A 20,282-nucleotide genomic window follows, 5' to 3' on the forward strand; every position below is an offset into this window, starting at 1 on the left:
CGTGCCTGTGGGGAGCGTGGTGTAGGGCCATGCACATCGTCATCATGGGCTGCGGCCGGGTGGGCTCCGCCCTCGCGCAGACCCTGGAGCGCCAGGGGCACACCGTCGCGGTGATCGACCAGGACCCGACCGCGTTCCGGCGCCTCGGCTCCTCCTTCGGCGGGCGCCGGGTCACCGGCATCGGCTTCGACCAGGACACCCTGCGCGAGGCGGGCATCGAGGAGGCGGGCGCCTTCGCCGCCGTCTCCAGCGGTGACAACTCCAACATCATCGCCGCGCGGGTGGCCCGCGAGATGTTCGGCGTGGAGAACGTCGCGGCGCGGATCTACGACCCCCGCCGCGCCGAGGTCTACCAGCGGCTGGGCATCCCGACGGTCGCCACGGTCCGCTGGACCGCCGACCAGATGCTGCGCCGGCTGCTGCCGTCCGGGGCCGAGCCGCTGTGGCGCGACCCCACCGGCGGGGTCCAGCTCGCCGAGGTGCACACCTCGCCGTCCTGGATCGGCCACAAGATCAGCACGCTCCAGGAGGAGACCGGGGTCCGTGTGGCCTTCCTCACCCGCCTGGGCGAGGCGATCCTCCCCACCTCCCAGACGGTCCTCCAGGAAGGCGACCTCGTCCACGTCATGATGCGCACCGACGAGGTCGAGAAGGTCGAGGCCGTGTTCGCCGAAGGTCCCCAGGAAGGCGGTCACCGATGAGGGTCGCCATCGCCGGAGCCGGCGCCGTGGGCCGCTCGATCGCGGGCGAGCTGCTGGAGAACGGCCACGAGGTGCTGCTCGTGGACAAGGCCCCCACCGCGATCTCGGTGGAACGGGTCCCCCAGGCCGAATGGCTCCTCGCCGACGCCTGCGAGATCACGTCCCTGGACGAGGCCGCGCTCCAGCGCTGCAACGTCGTGATCGCCGCGACGGGCGACGACAAGGTCAACCTGGTCGTGTCGCTGCTGGCCAAGACGGAGTACGGCGTTCCCCGGGTGGTGGCCCGGGTGAACAACCCCAAGAACGAATGGCTCTTCAACGAGTCCTGGGGCGTCGACGTAGCCGTCTCCACCCCCCGCCTCATGTCGGCCCTCGTCGAGGAGGCCGTCTCGGTGGGCGACCTCGTCCGTCTCCTGCGCTTCAGCCACGGCGACGCCAACCTCGTCGAGCTGACCCTCCCCGAGGAGTCGGCCCTGGCCGGCACGCAGGTGGGCGACGTCGAGTGGCCCGAGGACACGTCCCTCGTCACCATCATCCGCGGCACCCGAGTCCTCACCCCCACTCCGGAAGACTCCCTCGAACCCGGCGACGAACTCCTGTTCGTGGCAGCCCCGGCAAGAGAGGAACAGCTGGAGGACCTGTTGTCGGTCCGGAGGGAAGAGACGGACGCGTAAGGGTCTTGATGAGAGAAGTTGGGCCCCCTGCACATGCAGGGGGCCCAACTTCTTTTTGCTTTTAGCTTTTAGGGGCGCGGGGAACTGCGCGAACAACCACAGCGATCCCGCACCCGCCCCACAACCGACAAACCCCCCACAGTAGGCGAGGGGGGTCCGGGGGCACATCCCCGGGGTCGGGAAGGGAAGGGGCGGCGGGGGCGACCTACTCGCCCCCCCGAGCGGCAGCTTTCCGCTCAGCCTCAGCCTTCTCCTCCGCCTCCATCTCCGCGAACACATCAATAGGCGCCGGAGCCTTCGCAAGGAACACCCACGTCAACCACACCGCCAACAGGAACGGCGGAATCTTCAACGCGATGAGCACCCACCCCAACTGCGTGGTGTCCGCCCACCAGTACAGCGGAAACAGAATCGCGCACTTGGCGAGCAGAATGAGCCCCCAGGCCCAACTCGCCTTGGCGTACGCCTTCTTGCGCCCAGGATTCCGCGTCCGCCAGGACAGGTTCTCCTTGAACACGGGCCCGAGCATGAGCCCGATCAACGGCACCCCGCACAACGTCGTGACGATGTACGCGAGCGACAGCCCCAGCGTGTAGAGCATCCCCGGCAGATAGAAGTCCTTCGCATTGCCGGTCATCATCGCGAAGACGACCCCGAAGGCGACCCCGAACACCCCGCTGAACGCGTGCTTGACCGTCCCCCGCCTGGCCAGCCGCACCACGACCAGCACGATGGACACGGCCAGCGCGGCGATCGCCGACATGTGGAGATCTTGGTTGATCGTGTAGATCGTGACGAACAGCAGACCGGGCACAACCGTCTCGACCATGCCCCGCACACCGCCGAACGCCTCGAACAGCGCGGCCTCGGTCACCGCCCGAGCGTCCCGCGCCTGCGCTTCTTCGGTCGGCTTGTCGAGCGACGTCACCGGCTACTCCCTACCGAGGGGTCTCAGTTCGTACTTCGGATTGAACAGCACGCGCCGCCCCCGGCTCATCGACACCCTGCCGGACGCGATGAGCCGGCGTCCAGGCTCTATGCCGACGATGGAGCGCCGCCCCAGCCACACCACGTCCAACGCGGCGGATCCGTCGAACAGTTCCGCCTCCAGTGCCGGAACCCCGGCCCGCGGGCGCAGAGTGACCGTGCGCAACGTACCAGTAACCGTCACTATCTGCCGATCCTGGCAGTCCCCGATCCGCGTACACCCGGCGGTCTCGGCATCCTCCCGCAGCTCCTCGGACTCCAGGTCCTCCTGCGACGAGGAAAGCCGGTCGAGCATACGCCGGAACCGGCCCACCGGCTTCTCGGAATGCGGCACAGCACTCATACCTGAAAGCGTACCGGCCCCCACCGACACACCTCGCCCCCTCACCTCTCGAACCGGTATCCCATCCCCGGCTCCGTGATGAAGTGCCGAGGGTGCGCCGGGTCCCCCTCCAGCTTCCTGCGCAACTGCGCCATGTACACCCGCAGATAGTTCGTCTCCGTCCCGTACGACGGCCCCCACACCTCCTGCAACAACTGCCGCTGGCTGACCAGCCGCCCGGTGTTGCGCACCAGCACCTCCAGCAGATGCCACTCGGTGGGCGTGAGCCGTACGTCCTTGCCGCCGCGGTTGACCTTCTTCGCCGCGAGGTCGACGGTGAACCCCTCCGTCTCGACCAGCACCTCCCCCTCCCCCGGCCCCACCGGCTCCGCCCTGCGCACGGCCGCCCTCAGCCGCGCCAGCAACTCGTCCATCCCGAACGGCTTGGTCACGTAGTCGTCCGCCCCCGCGTCCAGCGCCTGCACCTTCTCGTCGGACGAGTGCCGCGCCGACAGCACGAGGATCGGCACCCTCGTCCACCCCCGCAGCCCCTTGATCACCTCGACCCCGTCCATGTCCGGCAGCCCCAGGTCGAGCACGACGACGTCGGGGTGCCGCGCCGCCGCCAACTGCAACGCGCTCGCCCCGTCGTGCGCCGCGTCCACCTCGTACTTGCGCGCCTTCAGGTTGATCACGAGCGCCCGCACGATCTGCGGCTCGTCGTCGACCACGAGCACCCTCGTGGGTCCCTGGGCACTCCCCCCACCGGAGCTCATCATGCGCCCTGCCTCTCGGACGTTCCCAACCGTTCTCCCGGCACACCGCCGCCGGCCCCGGACACCACGCTCCCGGACACCGCGCTCCCTGGCACCGCGCTCCCGGAGCCCCCCGCAGCCGGCCCTCCGCCCGCCGCCCGCAGCGTCAGCACCATCGTCAGCCCACCCCCCGGCGTGTCCTCGGCGGCCAGTGTGCCTCCCATCGCCTCGACGAACCCCCGCGCCACGGCGAGCCCGAGCCCGACCCCCGCACCACGCGGGGCGTCACCGTACCGCTGGAAGGGCGCGAAGATGCGCTCCTTGGCCTCGTCGGGCACCCCCGGCCCGCGGTCCACGACCCGCACCTCGACCCGGTCCGACAGCGCACTCGCGGCGACCAGCACACACTCCCCGGCCGGGCTGTACTTGACGGCGTTCTCCACCAGGTTGGCGACGGCCCGCTCCAGCAGCCCCGCGTCCACGGACACCATGGGCAGCGTCTCCGGGATGTCCAGCTCCACGCTGTCCTCGGGCACCCCGCCGAGCGCCATCGGCACCACCTCGTCGAGGTCGATCTCCCGCACGATCGGCGTGACGGTCCCCGTCTGGAGCCGGGACATGTCGAGCAGGTTCCCGACCAGGTGGTCGAGCCGGTCGGCGCCCTCCTCGATCCCTTCGAGCAATTCCGACTGGTCCTCCTCGGACCACGCCACGTCGTCCGAGCGCAGACTCGACACCGCAGCCTTGATCCCCGCGAGCGGCGTCCGCAGGTCGTGGCTGACCGCGGCCAGCAGCGCCGTGCGGATCCGGTTGCCCTCAGCGAGCGCCCTCGCCCGGTCGGCCTCCTCCTGGAGCCGTCTGCGGTCGAGGACGACGGCGGCCTGCGCCCCGAACGCCGCGAGCACCCGCCGGTCCTCGGCCGGCAGCACCCGCCCGGTCAGCGCGAGCGCCATGTGGTCGCCGACGGGTACGTCCACGTCGGCGTCCTCGGGCCGCTCCACCGCCCGCCCGAGCCCGACGCGCCCGGCGCAGGTCCACGGCGCGACGTCGCCCTCCCGCTCCAGCAGCGCCGCCGACTCCATCCCGAACGTCTCCCGCACCCGCTCCAGCAGCGCCTCCAGGCTGGTCTCCCCCCGCAGCACGTTCCCCGCGAGGAACGACAGGATCTCCGACTCGGCCCGCAACCTGGCCGCCTGGTGCGTGCGCCGCGCGGCGAGGTCGACGACGGACGCGACCGATATCGCCACCCCGACGAAGATCACGATGGCGACGATGTTCTTCGGGTCGGCGATCGTGAACCGGTGCAGCGGAGGTGTGTAGAAGTAGTTCAGCAGCAACGAGCCCAGCGCCGCCGAGGCCAGCGAGGGCAGCAGCCCGCCCAGCAGCGCGGCGGCCACCGTCAGCGCCAGGAACAGCAGCATGTCGTTGGCCAGCCCGAGGTGGACGGCGTTCAGCAGCAGCGCGAGCACCACCGGGCCGCCGACGCCCACGACCCAGCCCCACAGGATCCGGGCCCGCCCGAGCCGGGCGCCCCGGGCCACGGGCAGTCCACGCCCCTTGGCGACCTCCTCGTGGGTGACGATGTGCACGTCCAGGTCGGGACCCGACTCCCGGGCGACGGTCGCGCCGACGCCGGGGCCGAACATGTACTGCCACGCCTTGCGCCGCGACGACCCGAGCACGATCTGTGTCGCGTTCGCGCCCCGCGCGAAGTCCAGCAGCGCCGCGGGGATGTCGTCCCCGACGACGTGGTGGAACGTGCCGCCCAGGTCCTCGACCAGCGTCCGCTGCACGGCGAGTTCCTTCGGCGAGGCCGAGGTGAGGCCGTCGCTGCGGGAGATGTAGACGGCGAGCACTTCGCCGCCGGCGCCCTTCTCCGCGAGCCGCGCCGCCCGCCGGATCAGGGTGCGTCCCTCGGGGCCGCCGGTCAGCCCGACGACGATCCGCTCCCGCGAGCCCCAGATCGCCGAGACGCGGTGCTCGCTGCGGTACTGCTTCAGGTACTCGTCGACCCGGTCGGCCACCCACAGCAGCGCCAGCTCCCGCAGCGCGGTGAGGTTCCCGGGGCGGAAGTAGTTCGACAGCGCCGCGTCGACCTTGTCCGGCCGGTATATGTTGCCGTGCGCCATCCGCCTGCGCAGGGCCTGCGGCGACATGTCCACCAGTTCGACCTGGTCGGCCCGGCGCACCATCTCGTCCGGCACGGTCTCCCGCTGGCGCACCCCGGTGATCGACTCGACGACGTCTCCCAGCGACTCCAGGTGCTGGATGTTCACCGTCGACACGACGTCGATCCCGGCGGCCAGCAGTTCCTCGACGTCCTGCCACCGTTTGGCGTTGCGCGAGCCCGGCACGTTGGTGTGGGCGAGTTCGTCCACCAGGGCGACCGCCGGGGCCCGCCGCAGCACCGCCTCCACGTCCATCTCCGTGAACGCGGTGCCCCGGTAGTCGATCGTCCGGCGTCCGATCTCCTCCAGGCCGCGCAGCATCACCTCGGTACGCGGCCGGCCGTGATGCTCGACGAAGGCCACCACGCAGTCCGTACCGCGCTCGACCCTGCGGTGCGCCTCCGACAGCATCGCGTACGTCTTCCCGACGCCCGGCGCCGCACCGAGATAGATCCGAAGCTTCCCGCGCGCCATGCCCTCATTGTCTTCCGCCGACCACCATGTGTGCAGCGAAGACGTTACGACCCTTTCGTCAGACAAATCAGACACTCCCTTCGCCACCACCTCTCCTTTGACGCAACTCTGACGCTCTGCCGCCGCCCCGGCCGAGCCGCCGAGTCCTTCTGCCCCTTCATCGGACGAGGCCCGCCGATCGGTTCACGCCTCGCAAGATTTTTTTCCCGCCCCGTGAAACCCCGCCTCGTGAAACCCGACGTCGCGAATCCCGGCCTCGCGAAAACCGCGCAAAAACAAAGAAGGGCCGAATCCCCACGGGATCCAGCCCTTCCTCCGCCTCGCCTCAGTCTCGCGAGGAAACCCGCTCAGCGCACCTCGGTGATCTCCGGCCCACGCTGCAACTGCCCCATGCCACCGGAGAAGCGCGACCCTTCCTCCTCCTGCTGCTGCACGCCCTCGGGGACCATCTGGGCGTCGTTGGGCAGCTTGAGGACGATCGGGTCGCGGGGAGCCATCGGCCCCTCGCCGCGCACGACGACCGTGTCACGGAAGATCTGCTCCAGCAGCCCGGCGGCCTGCGGCTGCACCGCGCCCTGCCCGGAGATCACCCCGCGCAGGAACCACCGCGGCCCGTCCACGCCGACGAACCGGACGACGTGGAAGCCGCTCTGCCCGTCCGGCAGTTGCACCGGAACCTGTGCGCGCAGTTCCCAGCCCAGCGGACCCTCGACCTCGTCGATGATGCCGCCCTGCTGGGTGATGCCGGAGGCGATCTCCTCGCGCACCTCGCCCCAGATGCCCTCGCGCTTGGGCGCGGCGAACGCCTGGAGCTGGACCGCGCTGTCGCGCAGCACGACGGTCGCCGCGACGATCGCGTCGCCCGCGACCTCGACCCGCAGCTCCATGCCGTCGACACCGGGCACGAAGAGTCCGCCGAGGTCGACGCGGCCCTCGGCGGGGTCGCTCACCTCGGTGCTGTCCCAGGGGCCGTCGGGCCGGGGCTCGGGTTCGAGCCGTACGCGCTCGCGCGGGCCCGCGTCCGTCTCGTCCGCCTCAGTGTCGACGCTGTCGACGACCTGCTCGGCCTCGCCGGCCGCGCCCTCGGCGGCATCCTTCTTCTTGCGACGTCCGAACACGTCACTGTCCTTCCCGGTCGGATACGACCGAAGCGTATCGATTCCCACCCGTTGTGCCGCCCGTGGCGGCGTCACCGCTCGTACCGTCCGTCCCCACCGCGGCATGACCGCCGGTGGACCCGAAGCCCCCCTCGCCCCGAGCCGAGCCGGAGAGTTCCGCGACCTCCTGGAAGCGGACCCTCTCGACCTGCTGGACGACCAGTTGGGCAATCCGGTCGAAGCGCTCGAACCGCACAGCCTCGCGCGGATCGAGATTCACCACGATCACCTTGATCTCCCCACGGTACCCGGCATCAACCGTCCCCGGGGCATTCACGAGGGCGACTCCGCACCGGGCTGCGAGCCCGGAGCGGGGGTGCACGAAGGCCGCGTACCCCTCGGGCAGCGCGATCGCCACCCCGGTGGGCAGCACGGCCCGCTCGCCGGGCTTCAGCTCGCACGCCTCGGTGGTCCTGAGGTCGGCTCCCGCGTCACCGGGGTGCTCGTACGCGGGAAGCGGTACGTCCGCGTCGACGCGCCGGATCCGTACGGCGAGTTCTTCACGGGGTTCACGGCTCACGGGGTCACCTCGAAGGCGCGCAGGCGCCGCATCCGGTCCGGGCCGTCCTGTACGGCCCGGATCTCTTCCGCCCGCCCGCGGCCCGCGAAGCGCGCGGCTCCGGCCCGCGTGGGCAGCGCGCCCGCGCGGGAGGCCGGGTGCGGCCGGCGGGCCTGGTCCTCGCCACGTCCGAAACACTGTTCGCAGTGGGTACCGTGAAGCCCGCCGTGCGCGGGGGCGTCAGGGCGGCGCACCGGTCGCGGGGCGCCGGCCGGAGGCTGAGGAGCTGCGGAAGTACCACTCACAGCCGCAGACCTTACCCGCCTGTCCCTCACCCTCGGCCACCTCGTGCTCACCGCTCTTACCGACCGGTCACCTCCGCGCGTCCCGCCCCGGCCCCGGCACTGTCGGTCCCCCGTGCCAAGCTTGGCCCATGCAGCTCTCCACCGCCCCGTACGAAGAACGCCTCACCGCCCCCCGCTCGTGGTGGTTCCTGTCCTTCCTCGTGGGCGTCGCGATGGCCCTGATCATGCTGCCGTTCGGCACCCTGCCGCTGCTCGGCGGCCTGGTCGGGGGCACTGCGGTGGCGGCGGTCGTGGCCAGCGCGTACGGCTCCCCGCGCATCCGCGTGGTGGGCGGTTTCCTGATCGCGGGAGAGGCGAAGATCCCGGTGACGGCACTCGGCGAGGCCGAGGTGCTGGACCAGGAGGAGGCCCGCGCCTGGCGGACGTACAAGGCGGACACGCGCGCGTACCTGCTGCTGCGCGCGTACATCCCGGGCGCGCTGCGCGTCCTCGTCACCGACCCCGAGGACCCGACGCCGTACCTGTACCTGTCGACGCGAGAGCCCGAGCGGCTGGCCCAGGCCCTCAAGGAGGCCCGCGAGGCCGCCGTCTAGCGCGTCAGCGCCCCAGTTCCTCGCGGCCGGCCCGTTCCTCGATGGGGAGCGGGTCGGTCGGTTTCTCCAGGGGCGGGAGGGCCGGCAGAGCGTCCCAGGGGACCTGCCGCTTTCTGAGGTCGGCACGGAGTTTCGCGGCGAGTTTCCTGGTGTCTCTGCGGTTCATGACGGCGCCGACGGCGGCTCCGACCATGAACGGGACCAGGTTGGGCAGGTTGCGCACCATGCGTTTCATGATCTGCTGGCGCAGTTCGCGCTTCATCTGGCTGCCGAGCGCGGAGTTCACGGAGGACGGCTTGAGCACGTCGACGCCGCGTTCGCCGGACCAGGAGCGCAGGTAGGCGGTGCTGCGGTCCTTGAGGGTGCCGGGTGGTCTGAGGCCGTACACCTCGTGCAGTTCGGCGATGAGTTTCAGCTCGATCGCGGCGACGCCGGTGATCTCCGCCGCCAGTTCCGCGGGCATCGCGGGCGGGACGGGCAGCATGGCGGCGGCGCCCACGCCCGCGCCGACGGTCGCCGAGGCGTTCGCGGCGCCCGCCACGAGCTTGTCGGCCAGTTCCTCGGGTCCGAGACCGGGGAACTGCCCCTGAAGCGTCCTGAGGTCGCGTACGGGGATTCTGGGGGCGTTCTCGATGACCCGGTCCGCGAGGTACCCCAGGCCGGCCCTGGCCCTGTCACGGCCCTTGTGGACGCCGTCCCGGGCCAGGTCCCGGGCTCTGTCCCTGATCACCGCGGCCGACCGCCTGGCGACGGCCGCGGTGCCCCGTTCCGGTACCGGGAGCTCGCTCCCGTTCCCGGCCGGTTCGAGCGAGGCCGATCCGGTGGCGGATGAACCTCGCTCGTCGTCACGCACGCCGAGAGGGCCGTCGTGCGGCCCTTGGTCCGCTTTCCTCAGGGGGAAGCGGCGCTTCCGAGGAGGGGTCGAGCCAGTCACGGCCGACCCTCCCTCAGTCGCAGTCGCGGCAGATCGGCTGACCGTTCTTCTCGCGGGCCAGCTGGCTGCGGTGGTGCACCAGGAAGCAGCTCATGCAGGTGAACTCGTCCTGCTGCTTGGGCAGCACCCGGACGGCCAGCTCCTCGTTGGAGAGGTCGGCTCCGGGCAGTTCGAGGCCCTCGGCGGCCTCGAACTCGTCGACGTCGACCGAGGACGCCGACTTGTCGTTCCTCCGGGCCTTCAGCTCTTCAAGGCTGTCGGAGTCGACGTCGTCGTCGGTCTTGCGTGGGGTGTCGTAATCGGTTGCCATATTCGCTCTCCCCCTCTGGGTGAATGCGGTGTCTCCAGCGCACGTAACGCGTGAGAGGCCGGACTTGTGCCCGCCTTGAGCGGGAGATTTTGCCTCACATCAAGGTCTGTTACTCAATCGACACCCAACCGGCCCCCTCACGGGTGATCGGGTTGGATGGCGATCGGGACCGTACACGGTCCGAATGTCGCACTTCAAAGGCGCCCCACCGTGTACTTCCCGTCATCCGGACCCTCGAAAACCCGGATTTTCCGGGCCTTACGGCGGCCTCCATGATCACGGTGAGTAGATGGCCGGAAATTCGTCCTTGTGATCGATCACACACATGAGCACGGGGACGAAGCCCCGAAAATTCCGCGCAAAGCGAACGCCCCCGCGTGTGTCGGGCCCATGATCTCAGAGGGGCAGGGTGACACGCATCACCAGTCCCCCTCCCTCTCTCGGCTGAGCCGAGATGTGCCCGCCGTGGGCGCGCGCGACCGACCTCACGATCGACAGCCCGAGCCCCACCCCCTTGTCGCTGCCCGTGCGCTCCGTACGCAGCCGCCGGAACGGCTCGAAGAGGTTGTCGATCTCGTACGCCGGGACCACCGGACCGGTGTTCGACACCACCAGCACCGCCTGCCCGTGCTGCACCTCGGTGGTCACCTCGACCCAGCCCTCCTCGGGCACGTTGTAGCGCACCGCGTTCTGCACCAGGTTCAGCGCGATCCGCTCCAGCAGCACGCCGTTGCCCTGGACGACGGCGCTCTGCCGCTCGCCCCGGATCGTGACGCCCTTGGCCTCGGCCTCGCCGTGCGCCTGGTCGATCGCCTGCCCGGCCACCTCCGCCAGGTCGACCGGCTTGCGCTCGACGATCTGGTTGTCGCTGCGGGCGAGCAGCAGCAGCCCCTCCACGAGCTGTTCACTGCGCTCGTTGGTGGCCAGCAGCGTCTTGCCGAGCTGCTGGAGCTCCACGGGCGCGTTCGGGTCGGAGAGGTGGACCTCCAGGAGCGTCCGGTTGATCGCGAGCGGTGTACGCAGCTCGTGCGACGCGTTCCCGACGAACCGCTGCTGCGCCGTGAACGCACGCTGCAGGCGCGCGAGCATGTCGTCCAGCGTGTCCGCCAGCTCCTTCAGCTCGTCGTCCGGGCCGTCCAGCTCGATCCGGCGGGACAGGTCCGAACCGGCGACCGCGCGCGCGGTGCGCGTGATGCGGCCCAGCGGGGTGAGCACCCGGCCCGCCATCGCGTACCCGAAGGCGAACGCGATCACCGCGAGCCCTAGGAGGGCCAGCAGGGAGCGGCTGAGGAGGTTGTCCAGCGAGTCCTGGCGGCGCTCGTCCACACACGCGCTGATCGCCGCGTTGAACGTCGACAGGTACACCTCTCCGTCCGCGTTGGTCGCGGCGTTGACGGCCGGGCAGGACGAACTCGTCACTCTCATCGAGTTACCGGTGACGATCTTGAACGGCGGTTCGTTGCCGGTGTTGATCGCCTGGGCGGCCAGCAGGTAGATGATCGACAGCAGCAGGATGCCGGCGATCAGGAACATGCCGCCGTACAGCAGCGTGAGCCTTATCCGGATCGTCGGGCGCAGCCACGGGAACGGCATCTCGGGGCGGCGGGGGTCCCAGGTGGGTTTCGGGGGCGCCTTGGGGGGCGCGGGCGCGGCCACGGTGGATCAGATCCGGTAGCCGGAACCGGGCACGGTGACGATGACGGGCGGCTCACCGAGCTTGCGGCGCAGCGTCATCACCGTCACGCGTACGACGTTGGTGAACGGGTCCGTGTTCTCGTCCCACGCCTTCTCCAGCAGTTGCTCCGCCGACACCACGGCTCCCTCGGAGCGCATCAGGACCTCCAGCACCGCGAACTCCTTCGGCGCCAGCTGCACCTCGCGGCCGTCCCGGAACACCTCCCGGCGGTTGGGGTCCAGCTTGATGCCCGCGCGCTCCAGGACCGGCGGCAGCGGCACGCTCGTACGCCGCCCCAGCGCGCGTACGCGCGCGATCAGCTCGCTGAACGCGAACGGCTTGGGCAGGTAGTCGTCGGCGCCGATCTCCAGGCCCTCGACGCGGTCGCTCACGTCACCGGACGCCGTCAGCATCAGCACGCGCGTGGGCATGCCGAGTTCGACGATCTTGCGGCAGACGTCGTCGCCGTGGACCAGCGGGAGGTCGCGGTCGAGGACGACCACGTCGTAGTCGTTGACGCCGATGCGCTCCAGGGCGGCCGCACCGTCGTACACGACGTCGACGGCCATGGCCTCCCGGCGCAGTCCGGTGGCCACCGCATCGGCGAGCAGTTGCTCGTCCTCGACGACGAGTACGCGCACGTCGCTTGTCCTTCCTGTGTCCACCCGCGTAGCTCCATGAGGGCGCGCGGGCAGGGGTCCGCATGATGTGTGTGAACCCCATCCTGCCCTTTTCGGCCATAAGTCGGCTGTAAGGCGGGTGCGGGCCGGACGGGGGCGGGCCGGTGAGCGCCGGATGAAGGGAAGGTGTGAGACCCGGGAATGCCAGATTTTCTCGTCGGGTTGAGGTTTCCGTGGAAGGGAGCGGGGGGAGGAAGCGTTACACCCCGCGATCACACTCTGCCTGTGCCGCATCCCCGTGCGGTACGGCCGCTTTCGTTTCGTCTCGCAGAGCGGACGTGGGTGCCCGGCACCGTCGCCGCCCAGCGCGTCCGGTGTGCTGGGCATCTGCCGCAGACGTGATCGCCCCTTCCGACTGGCACACCCCCGTGCCATCGACCCACGACCCAGGACGAGGGGGCGCAGCATGGACGCTTTCACCACAGGACTCCTCCAGCGCATAAGGGCGACCGAAACCGACCTGAGCCGGGCTCGTGACGAGGGGGACGACTTCCTCGTCGAGGTGGAGCAGGCGGAACTCGACGATCTGCGGCGGCTGGCCGCGGAGCACGGGGTCGAGGTCGGCGCCTAGGGCGGCTTGAGGACGGCGTCCTGAGAAACGGTGTCTTGAGAACGGCATGACGACGAGAGCCCCCGGCGAATCCAGCGCCGGGGGTTCTCGCTGTCGTCGGCCCGGATCAGCCGCGCCAGGCTCCCAGGTCCTCCAGCAGCGCCTGGAGGGGCGTGAAGACCCCTTCGGGGGCGGCGATGGTCAGTTCCGTCGAGAGGGGGGTGCCCGCCCGGCCGCCGGTGAGCGCGCCCGCCTCCCTGGCGATCAGGTCGCCCGCCGCGTAGTCCCAGGGGTTCAGGCCGCGTTCGTAGTAGCCGTCCAGACGGCCGGCCGCCACGTCGCACAGGTCGATGGCCGCCGAGCCGCCCCGGCGGATGTCGCGGACCTGCGGGATCAGGGCCGCCGCCACCGCCGCCTGGGAGGTGCGGCGTTCGGTGGTGTAGCCGAAGCCCGTGGAGATCAACGCCCGCTCCAGGGGCGGTGCTTCGCGGACCTTCAGGGGGAGGGTGCTCTCCTGCTCGTCCGTGATCCAGGCGCCCCGGCCCAGGACGGCCTGGTAGGCCTCGCCGCGCAGGGGCGCGTGGACGACGCCCACGACCGTCTCGCCGTTGTGCTGCGCGGCGACGGAGACGGCCCAACTGGGGAGCCCGTAGAGGTAGTTGACGGTGCCGTCGAGCGGGTCGATGATCCAGCGGACGCCCGAGGTGCCCTCGACGGAGGCGCCTTCCTCGCCGAGGAAGCCGTCGTCGGGGCGGTGGTCCGATATCAGGCCGGTGATGAGTTTCTCGGCCGCGATGTCCATCTCGGTGACGACGTCGATGGGGCTCGACTTGGTGTGGGCGACCGTGAGGTCCGTGGGGCGGCCGTCACGCAGGAGGGCGCCCGCGCGCCGGGCGGCCTCCTGCGCGAGGCCGAGGAGTTCGTCGTACAGGGTCTCTGCGGCGGTCATGGGGCTCCTCACGCGTAGGGGCTGTCGGCGCCCGCGGCGGCGGGCTTGGGGGCACGGGTGGGGCAGCAGCCGATGGGGCACAGGTTCGCGGTGGCGCCCAGGCTGCCGAGGGCGCAAGGGGTGACCTCACGGCCGGATTCGGCGGCGGCGCGCTCCAGGACGAGGTCGCGGACGGCCGCGGCGAAGCGGGGGTCGGCGCCGACCGTGGCCGAGCGGCGCATGGGCAGGCCCAGTTCCTCAGCCTTGGCCTTGGCCTCGGTGTCGAGGTCGTACAGGACCTCCATGTGGTCGGAGACGAAGCCGATGGGGGCGATGACCACCGCGGGAGCGCCCGCGGCGTGCAGCTCCTCCAGGTGGTCGCAGATGTCGGGTTCGAGCCACGGGATGTGCGGGGCGCCGGAGCGGGACTGGTAGACGAGCTTCCAGGGGCGGTCGACGCCGGTGCGCTCGCGTACGGCGTCGGCGACGAGGCGGGCGGTCTCCAGGTGCTGCTCGACGTACGCGCCGCCCTCGCCGTGGGACTCGACAGGGCCGGAGGTGTCGGCGGAGGCGGTGGGGATGGAGTGCGTCGAGAAGGCGATGTGGGCGCCGTCGCGGACGTCCTCGGGAAGGTCCGCGAGGGACTGCACGACGCCGTCGATCATCGGGTCCAGGAAGCCCGGGTGGTTGAAGTAGTGGCGCAGTTTGTCGACCTTCGGCAGGTCGAGGCCCTCGGCCTCCAGGGTCGCCAGCGAGTCGGCCAGGTTCTCGCGGTACTGGCGGCAGCCGGAGTAGGAGGCGTAGGCGCTGGTGGCGAGGACGAGGACGCGGCGGCGGCCGTCGGCGGTCATCTCGCGCAGGGTGTCCGTCAGGTACGGGGCCCAGTTGCGGTTGCCCCAGTAGACCGGCAGGTCCAGGCCGTGCTCGGCGAAGTCCTTGCGCAGGGCGTCCAGCAAGGCGCGGTTCTGGTCGTTGATCGGGCTGACCCCGCCGAAGAGGAAGTAGTGCTGCCCGACTTCCTTGAGGCGTTCGGTGGGGATGCCTCGCCCGCGCGTCACGTTCTCCAGGAACGGGACCACGTCGTCCGGACCTTCGGGGCCGCCGAAGGACAGCAGGAGCAGGGCGTCGTAGGGGGTGGCATCGAGCGCGTCTGACATGGGTCGATCCTGCCACCCGCCGCTGACAACCGGGAAACGGCGGGGTGCCTCGGAGAAGTTCCCGAAGCCGGGAAGTGTGGTGCGTTCGGGTGACCCGGCCCGTAAGCTGTATAGGCCGCGTAAGCACCTTACGATCTCGGTACGGCCCTCGGGCGCGGGCCGCCGGGACCGATCCGCCGCCCGAGCCGGGCCGACCGCTCCCCGGTCCGCCTCCCCGCACCACCGCAGAGCCGCCACCGTCCGCACCGTGCCGAGCCGTCGGCCGGGTGCGGCCACCGCTTGACCGGAGACCGCCTTGGCCAGCCCTTATCGCGCACTGTTCGCCGCTCCCGGCACGAAGGGTTTCGCCGCCGCGGGGTTCGTCGGGCGGATGCCGCTGTCGATGATGGGCATCGGCGTGGTCACGATGATCTCCCAGCTGACCGGGCGCTACGGGCTCGCGGGCGCGTTGTCGGCGACCATCGCGCTGTCGGCCGCGCTGATCGGCCCGCAGATCTCCCGGCTGGTGGACCAGCACGGCCAGCGCCGGGTGCTGCGCCCGGCGACCCTGGTGGCGCTCGTGGCCTCGGCGGGGATGCTTCTGGCGGCGCACTTCTCGTGGCCCGACTGGGCGCTGTTCGTGTGCGCGGCGGGCATCGGCTCGGTGCCGAGCCTCGGGGCGATGGTCCGCGCGCGGTGGGCCGCGCTCTACCGGGGGACTCCGCAGCTGCACACGGCGTACTCGTTCGAGTCGGTGGTCGACGAGGTGTGTTTCATCTTCGGGCCGATCATCTCGATCGGGCTGTCGACCGCCTGGTTCCCGGAGGCGGGGCCGCTCCTGGCGGCCGGTTTCCTCGCGGTCGGCGTGTTCTGGCTGACCGCGCAGCGGGCCACCGAGCCGAAGCCGCACCCGCGCGGGCGCCGGGGCGAGGGTGGTTCGGCGCTGCGCTCGCGCGGCCTCCAGGTGCTGGTGGCGACGTTCGTGGCGACCGGGGCGATCTTCGGGGCGGTGGACGTGGTGACCGTCGCGTTCGCGGACGAGCGGGGCCACAAGGCGGCCGCGAGCGTCGTCCTGGCGGTCTACGCGGCCGGGTCCTGCGTGGCGGGGCTGGTGTTCGGCCTGCTGCGGTTCTCCGGGGCGCCCCAACGCCGTTGGCTGCTGGGCATCTTGGCGATGGCCGTGAGTATGATCCCCCTCCTACTGGTCGGAAACTTGCTGTTTCTGGCCGTGGCGCTCTTCGTCGCGGGCCTGTCCATCGCTCCCACGATGATCACGACGATGTCCCTGATCGAAGAGCACGTACCACGCGCGCAGCTCACCGAGGGCATGACCTGGATCAGTACCGGGCTCGCGGTCGGGGTGGCGCTCGGTTCCTCGGTGGCCGGATGGGTGATCGACGCGGCCGGGGCGCGCGCGGGGTACGGGGTCTCGGCGGTGTCCGGGGCCGTCGCGGTCGTGGTGGGTTTCCTGGGGTATCGCCGGCTCAGCAGGCCGGCTACGGGTCGGGGAGGCACCGTTGAGCAGCACAGCGAGCGGGAAGAGCGGCACGTGGCGTAACTGGGGCGGCAACGTCGTCGCGCGTCCCGCGCGGGAGGTCGAGCCCGCCTCGGTGGAGGAGCTGGCCGCGGCCGTGCGGCGGGCCGCCGAGGACGGCCTGAAGGTGAAGGCGGTCGGTACGGGGCACTCGTTCACGTCGATCGCCGCGACCGACGGCGTGTTGATCCGCCCTCAACTGTTGACCGGTATCCGCAACATTGATCGCGACACCATGACGGTCACGGTGGAGGCCGGCACTCCGCTCAAGAGGCTCAACATGGCTCTCGCGCGCGAGGGCCTGTCGCTGACCAACATGGGCGACATCATGGAGCAGACCGTCTCCGGCGCCACGTCCACCGGGACGCACGGGACGGGGCGCGAGTCCGCCTCGATCGCCGCCCAGATCAAGGGACTTGAGCTGGTGACGGCGGACGGCTCGGTGCTCGTCTGCTCCGAGAAGGAGAACCCGGAGGTCTTCGCGGCGGCCCGGATCGGCCTGGGCGCCCTGGGCATCGTCACCGCGATCACGTTCGCCGTGGAGCCGATCTTCCTGCTCACCGCGCGCGAGGAGCCGATGCCGTTCGAGAAGGTGCTCGCCGAGTTCGACGAACTGTGGGCCGAGAACGAGCACTTCGAGTTCTACTGGTTCCCGCACACCGGCAGCACCAACACCAAGCGCAACAACCGCAGCGCGGGCCCGCGCCGGCCGGTGAGCCAGGTCAAGGGCTGGGTCGAGGACGAGCTGCTGTCCAACGGCGTCTTCCAGGTGGCCCAGTGGGTCGGCCAGGCGGTGCCCGCGACGATCCCGGCGATCGCCCAGGTCTCCAGCAAGGCACTCTCCGCGCGCACGTACACCGACATCCCGTTCCGGGTGTTCACCTCGCCGCGCCGGGTGCGGTTCGTGGAGATGGAGTACGCCGTCCCGCGCGCGGCGGTGACCGAGGTGCTGCGCGAGCTGAAGGCGGCCGTCGAGCGCTCGGGGCTGCGGGTCAGCTTCCCGGTCGAGGTGCGCACCGCCCCGGCCGACGACATCACGCTGTCCACGGCGTCGGGCCGCGACAGCGCCTACATCGCCGTCCACATGGTCCGGGGGACCGCGTACCAGGCGTACTTCACAGCAGCCGAGCGCATCTTCACCGCGCACGAGGGGCGCCCGCACTGGGGCAAGATCCACACGCGTGACGCGGAGTACTTCGCGCGCGTGTACCCGCGCTTCGGGGAGTTCACCGCGCTGCGGGACCGGCTGGACCCGGACCGGCTGTTCCAGAACGACTATCTGCGCCGCGTTCTGGGCCAGTAGAGGCGGCGGGACGAAACCGACAGTTCCGGTTCCGGACGATGCGTGAGGTACGCCACGTTCAAGATCCCGGGGACGGGGTAGCGGGCGGCCAAGTCGCACCTCTCGCCAGAAGTTGAGGGGCGCGGCAATCCACGCACGTGGGCCAAATGGAGTACTGTTGCGAGCCCTGGGCCCGGCCTCCCTACAGGGTGTCCGGGGCCTTGCTGGACCGCCAGGAGGGGAACTAGTTGCACAGGGTGACGGGGTCAGTCACTTAGCGTGGCGAATAGGTAACCGTGCCATAACGGCGATCCAGGGCCCGAGCCCGACACGCCGGGCAACTCGGCAAGGTTGTGGCAGGCTGCACCCGGGCAGGCCACACTCGACTAGCGGAAGCAGCGACGCACGTGACGTCGGCAGGCACCACCCGGGAGGTCCCCATGCCCGAACTGCGGGTCGTGGCCGTCTCGAATGACGGAACACGGCTGGTGCTGAAAGCTGCCGACTCCACGGAGTACACACTCCCCATCGACGAGCGCCTGCGCGCGGCCGTGCGCGGCGACCGGCCCCGGCTCGGCCAGATCGAGATCGAGGTGGAGAGCCACCTCCGCCCCCGCGACATCCAGGCGCGTATACGCGCGGGTGCCACCGCGGAAGAGGTCGCGCAGCTCGCCGGGATCCCCGTCGACCGCGTCCGCCGCTTCGAGGGCCCCGTCCTCGCCGAACGCGCCTTCATGGCCGAACGCGCCCGCAAGACCCCCGTACGCCGCCCCGGCGAGAACGCCGGTCCCCAGCTCGGCGAGGCCGTCCAGGAGCGACTGCTGCTGCGCGGCGCCGAGAAGGACACCGTCCAGTGGGACTCCTGGCGCCGCGACGACGGCACCTGGGAGGTCATGCTGGCCTACCAGGTGGCGGGCGAGCACCACTCCGCGAGCTGGACGTACGACCCGCCCCGCAGGCTCGTCCAGGCCGTCGACAACGAGGCCCGGTCCCTGATCGGCGAGTCCGACGACCTCGCCGCGCCGGAACCCAGCTTTCCGTTCGTGCCGCGTATCGCGCGCCTGCCCCGGGACCGCCCGCTGGACCGCGAGCGCCCCGCCCTGCCTGCCCCGGCGCCCGAACCCGCCGAGGAGGCGGTGGGCGAACGGGACTCGCTGACCAGCCTGTTGGAGGCCGTACCGAGCTTCCGGGGCGACATGGTCGTGCCCGAGCGCCCCGCCGAGGACGCCGAGGAGACCGAGCAGGAGGCCGACGTCGAGGAGCCCCCGGCGCCCGCCGCGTCCGCCGGTTCCGCCTACGCGGACGTCCTCATGCCGCGCTCCGTGGGCAGCCACCGTGACCGCCTCGTCGGCGCCACCGACCGCCAGGCCGAGGCCGACGGCGTCCGCCCCGGCCGCCGGGCGGCCGTCCCCAGCTGGGACGAGATCGTGTTCGGGACGCGGCGGAAGAAGCAGGAGTAGCGCGCCGGGCGGCGGAAGCACTGGGGGCTGCTGTCGGGCGCCGGCTTCGCCGTGTGCGTGTACCCGACGCGGAAACAGCCCTCCCGCGCGTGGGCGTCGGCGCCCCTCTCTGAGCGCGCCGTCCACAGCTCCCGGGTCCACACGCCCGGCGCCCGCGCGGCGCGAAGTCCCGTCGCACGGCGGGGTCTTCGGCGCGCGGGCGGCTCGTTCGGCCGGGAGAACCGTACGGCTCTCCCGGGCGTCCTACTGCGGGTCCAGGCCCACCGCGACCGGGCGGGACGGGTCGGCGGACCACTCCGACCAGGAACCCACGTACAGGGCCGCCGGGATGCCCGCCACCGCCAGCGCAAGGACCTCGTGCGCCCCCGAGACGCCCGAACCGCAGTACACGCCGACCTCGGTGCCCTCGGCGGCTCCCAGGCCCCGGAAGCGGTCCTTCAGCGCCTCGGCGGGCAGGAAGCGTCCGTCGGGGCCGACCGTCTCGGTGGTGGGCGCGGAGACCGCGCCGGGGATGTGGCCGCCGACCCGGTCGATGGGCTCGACCTCGCCCCGGTAGCGTTCACCCGCGCGTGCGTCGAGGAGCAGGCCGGAGCGGGCGAGGGCGGCGGCGCCGTCGGCGTCCAGGAGGCCGGTGGCGCCGGGGACCGGTGTGAAGTCGCCTTCCGCGGGCGCGGGCAGGTCGGCCGAGATCTCCCCCTCCCAGGCCGGCAACCCGCCGTCGAGGACCCGCACGTCCGGGTGACCCGTCCAGCGCAGCAGCCACCACGCGCGCGCGGCGGCCCAGCCCTGCCCGCCGTCGTACACGACCACTGGGGTCGCCGCCGAGACGCCCGCCCGGCGCATGGCCGCGCCGAACCCATCGAGGTCGGGCAGCGGATGACGGCCCGAGGCACCCGGCGCGCCCGCCAGTTCACGGTCCAGGTCGACGAAGACGGCGCCCGGGACGTGCCCCGAGGCGTAGGCGGCGTGCCCGTCGAAAGGCGGTCCGTCGGCCTTGGCGAGGGTGAGCTGCCAGCGGACGTCCAGGACCACCGGCGGGTGGTTTCCGGCCAGTTCGGCCGCCAGGTCGGATGCGGAAATGATGGCGTTCATGGCGTCCATCCTTGCGCACGGGGTGGCCCCGCCGCCCGCGTCCGGCTACTCTGCCCGCCGGACAGA

The 20,282-nt window shown here is 71.3% G+C and carries 20 protein-coding genes; 7 read left to right on the plus strand and 13 right to left on the minus strand.

Annotation, left to right across the window (positions count from 1 at the left end; translation table 11 throughout):
* Positions 1–29: 29 nt before the first annotated feature.
* Both IAG44_RS09855 and IAG44_RS09860 read left to right on the plus strand, forming a co-directional pair.
* Positions 30–701 (plus strand): potassium channel family protein, encoded by a 672-nt coding sequence (locus tag IAG44_RS09855; protein ID WP_055722519.1) that lies wholly within the window; start codon positions 30–32, stop codon positions 699–701.
* Positions 698–1,375, plus strand: coding sequence for a potassium channel family protein (locus IAG44_RS09860; RefSeq protein ID WP_187746758.1), 678 nt, complete (start codon positions 698–700; stop codon positions 1,373–1,375). Before IAG44_RS09855 ends, IAG44_RS09860 begins: the two co-directional genes overlap by 4 nt.
* Before the next feature lie 205 nt (positions 1,376–1,580).
* Here IAG44_RS09860 and IAG44_RS09865 read toward each other — a convergent pair whose 3' ends face one another.
* The 6 genes from IAG44_RS09865 to dut form a co-directional block, all read right to left on the minus strand.
* Entirely contained in the window at positions 1,581–2,303 is a 723-nt protein-coding gene (locus IAG44_RS09865) for a DUF3159 domain-containing protein (RefSeq protein ID WP_187746759.1), read from the minus strand.
* 3 nt (positions 2,304–2,306) lie between these two features.
* On the minus strand, positions 2,307–2,705 hold the full coding sequence (locus IAG44_RS09870; protein ID WP_187746760.1) for an OB-fold nucleic acid binding domain-containing protein: 399 nt from the start codon (positions 2,703–2,705) through the stop codon (positions 2,307–2,309).
* Positions 2,706–2,746: 41 nt separating this feature from the next.
* Positions 2,747–3,460 (minus strand): response regulator, encoded by a 714-nt coding sequence (locus IAG44_RS09875; protein ID WP_425508517.1) that lies wholly within the window; start codon positions 3,458–3,460, stop codon positions 2,747–2,749.
* A complete protein-coding gene (locus tag IAG44_RS09880) occupies positions 3,460–6,081 on the minus strand; it encodes a sensor histidine kinase (protein ID WP_187746762.1) in 2,622 nt (873 codons plus the stop codon). Before IAG44_RS09880 ends, IAG44_RS09875 begins: the two co-directional genes overlap by 1 nt.
* 347 nt (positions 6,082–6,428) lie before the next feature.
* Positions 6,429–7,199 (minus strand): DUF3710 domain-containing protein, encoded by a 771-nt coding sequence (locus IAG44_RS09885; protein ID WP_187746763.1) that lies wholly within the window; start codon positions 7,197–7,199, stop codon positions 6,429–6,431.
* A gap of 1 nt (position 7,200) precedes the next feature.
* Positions 7,201–7,758 (minus strand): dUTP diphosphatase, encoded by a 558-nt coding sequence (dut, locus tag IAG44_RS09890; RefSeq protein WP_187746764.1) that lies wholly within the window; start codon positions 7,756–7,758, stop codon positions 7,201–7,203.
* A 412-nt stretch (positions 7,759–8,170) separates the two neighbouring features.
* On the opposite strand from dut, the gene IAG44_RS09895 reads away from it, so the two are divergent.
* Complete coding sequence (locus tag IAG44_RS09895; RefSeq protein ID WP_187746765.1) at positions 8,171–8,635, plus strand: DUF3093 domain-containing protein; 465 nt, start codon at positions 8,171–8,173, stop codon at positions 8,633–8,635.
* A gap of 4 nt (positions 8,636–8,639) precedes the next feature.
* Here IAG44_RS09895 and IAG44_RS09900 read toward each other — a convergent pair whose 3' ends face one another.
* From IAG44_RS09900 to IAG44_RS09915, 4 genes are all read right to left on the minus strand, one after another.
* On the minus strand, positions 8,640–9,569 hold the full coding sequence (locus tag IAG44_RS09900; RefSeq protein ID WP_187746766.1) for a hypothetical protein: 930 nt from the start codon (positions 9,567–9,569) through the stop codon (positions 8,640–8,642).
* A 13-nt stretch (positions 9,570–9,582) separates the two neighbouring features.
* Positions 9,583–9,879 carry a DUF4193 domain-containing protein gene (locus tag IAG44_RS09905; RefSeq protein WP_043504706.1) on the minus strand — a complete coding sequence of 99 codons (297 nt, stop codon included), beginning with the start codon at positions 9,877–9,879 and terminating at the stop codon, positions 9,583–9,585.
* Positions 9,880–10,275: 396 nt separating this feature from the next.
* On the minus strand, positions 10,276–11,472 hold the full coding sequence (locus tag IAG44_RS09910; protein WP_246563973.1) for a sensor histidine kinase: 1,197 nt from the start codon (positions 11,470–11,472) through the stop codon (positions 10,276–10,278).
* Between the two features lie 69 nt (positions 11,473–11,541).
* The gene (locus IAG44_RS09915) at positions 11,542–12,195 is read right to left on the minus strand and encodes a response regulator transcription factor (protein WP_010353034.1); all 654 of its coding nucleotides are present in this window, start codon (positions 12,193–12,195) and stop codon (positions 11,542–11,544) included.
* 445 nt (positions 12,196–12,640) lie between these two features.
* Between IAG44_RS09915 and IAG44_RS09920 the strand changes: the two genes are divergently transcribed.
* Entirely contained in the window at positions 12,641–12,805 is a 165-nt protein-coding gene (locus tag IAG44_RS09920) for a hypothetical protein (protein WP_187746768.1), read from the plus strand.
* Between the two features lie 106 nt (positions 12,806–12,911).
* On the opposite strand, the gene IAG44_RS09925 is transcribed toward IAG44_RS09920, so the two are convergent.
* On the minus strand, positions 12,912–13,733 hold the full coding sequence (locus IAG44_RS09925; RefSeq protein ID WP_187746769.1) for an inositol monophosphatase family protein: 822 nt from the start codon (positions 13,731–13,733) through the stop codon (positions 12,912–12,914).
* Between the two features lie 8 nt (positions 13,734–13,741).
* Positions 13,742–14,869 carry a ferrochelatase gene (locus tag IAG44_RS09930; protein ID WP_187746770.1) on the minus strand — a complete coding sequence of 376 codons (1,128 nt, stop codon included), beginning with the start codon at positions 14,867–14,869 and terminating at the stop codon, positions 13,742–13,744.
* Between the two features lie 295 nt (positions 14,870–15,164).
* Between IAG44_RS09930 and IAG44_RS09935 the strand changes: the two genes are divergently transcribed.
* The 3 genes from IAG44_RS09935 to sepH all read left to right on the plus strand — a co-directional run bounded on the left by IAG44_RS09935 (position 15,165) and on the right by sepH (position 19,124).
* A complete protein-coding gene (locus IAG44_RS09935) occupies positions 15,165–16,406 on the plus strand; it encodes an MFS transporter (protein ID WP_187746771.1) in 1,242 nt (413 codons plus the stop codon).
* Complete coding sequence (locus tag IAG44_RS09940; protein ID WP_187746772.1) at positions 16,366–17,685, plus strand: D-arabinono-1,4-lactone oxidase; 1,320 nt, start codon at positions 16,366–16,368, stop codon at positions 17,683–17,685. Before IAG44_RS09935 ends, IAG44_RS09940 begins: the two co-directional genes overlap by 41 nt.
* Before the next feature lie 419 nt (positions 17,686–18,104).
* Positions 18,105–19,124: a septation protein SepH gene (gene sepH / locus IAG44_RS09945; RefSeq protein ID WP_187746773.1), complete on the plus strand. Its 1,020-nt coding sequence runs from the start codon at positions 18,105–18,107 to the stop codon at positions 19,122–19,124.
* A gap of 243 nt (positions 19,125–19,367) precedes the next feature.
* Here the strand turns inward: sepH and IAG44_RS09950 are convergent, their stop codons facing one another.
* Positions 19,368–20,216: a sulfurtransferase gene (locus IAG44_RS09950; protein WP_187746774.1), complete on the minus strand. Its 849-nt coding sequence runs from the start codon at positions 20,214–20,216 to the stop codon at positions 19,368–19,370.
* Positions 20,217–20,282 lie beyond the last annotated feature (66 nt).

Source organism: Streptomyces roseirectus (assembly GCF_014489635.1).
Lineage (GTDB): Bacteria > Actinomycetota > Actinomycetes > Streptomycetales > Streptomycetaceae > Streptomyces > Streptomyces roseirectus.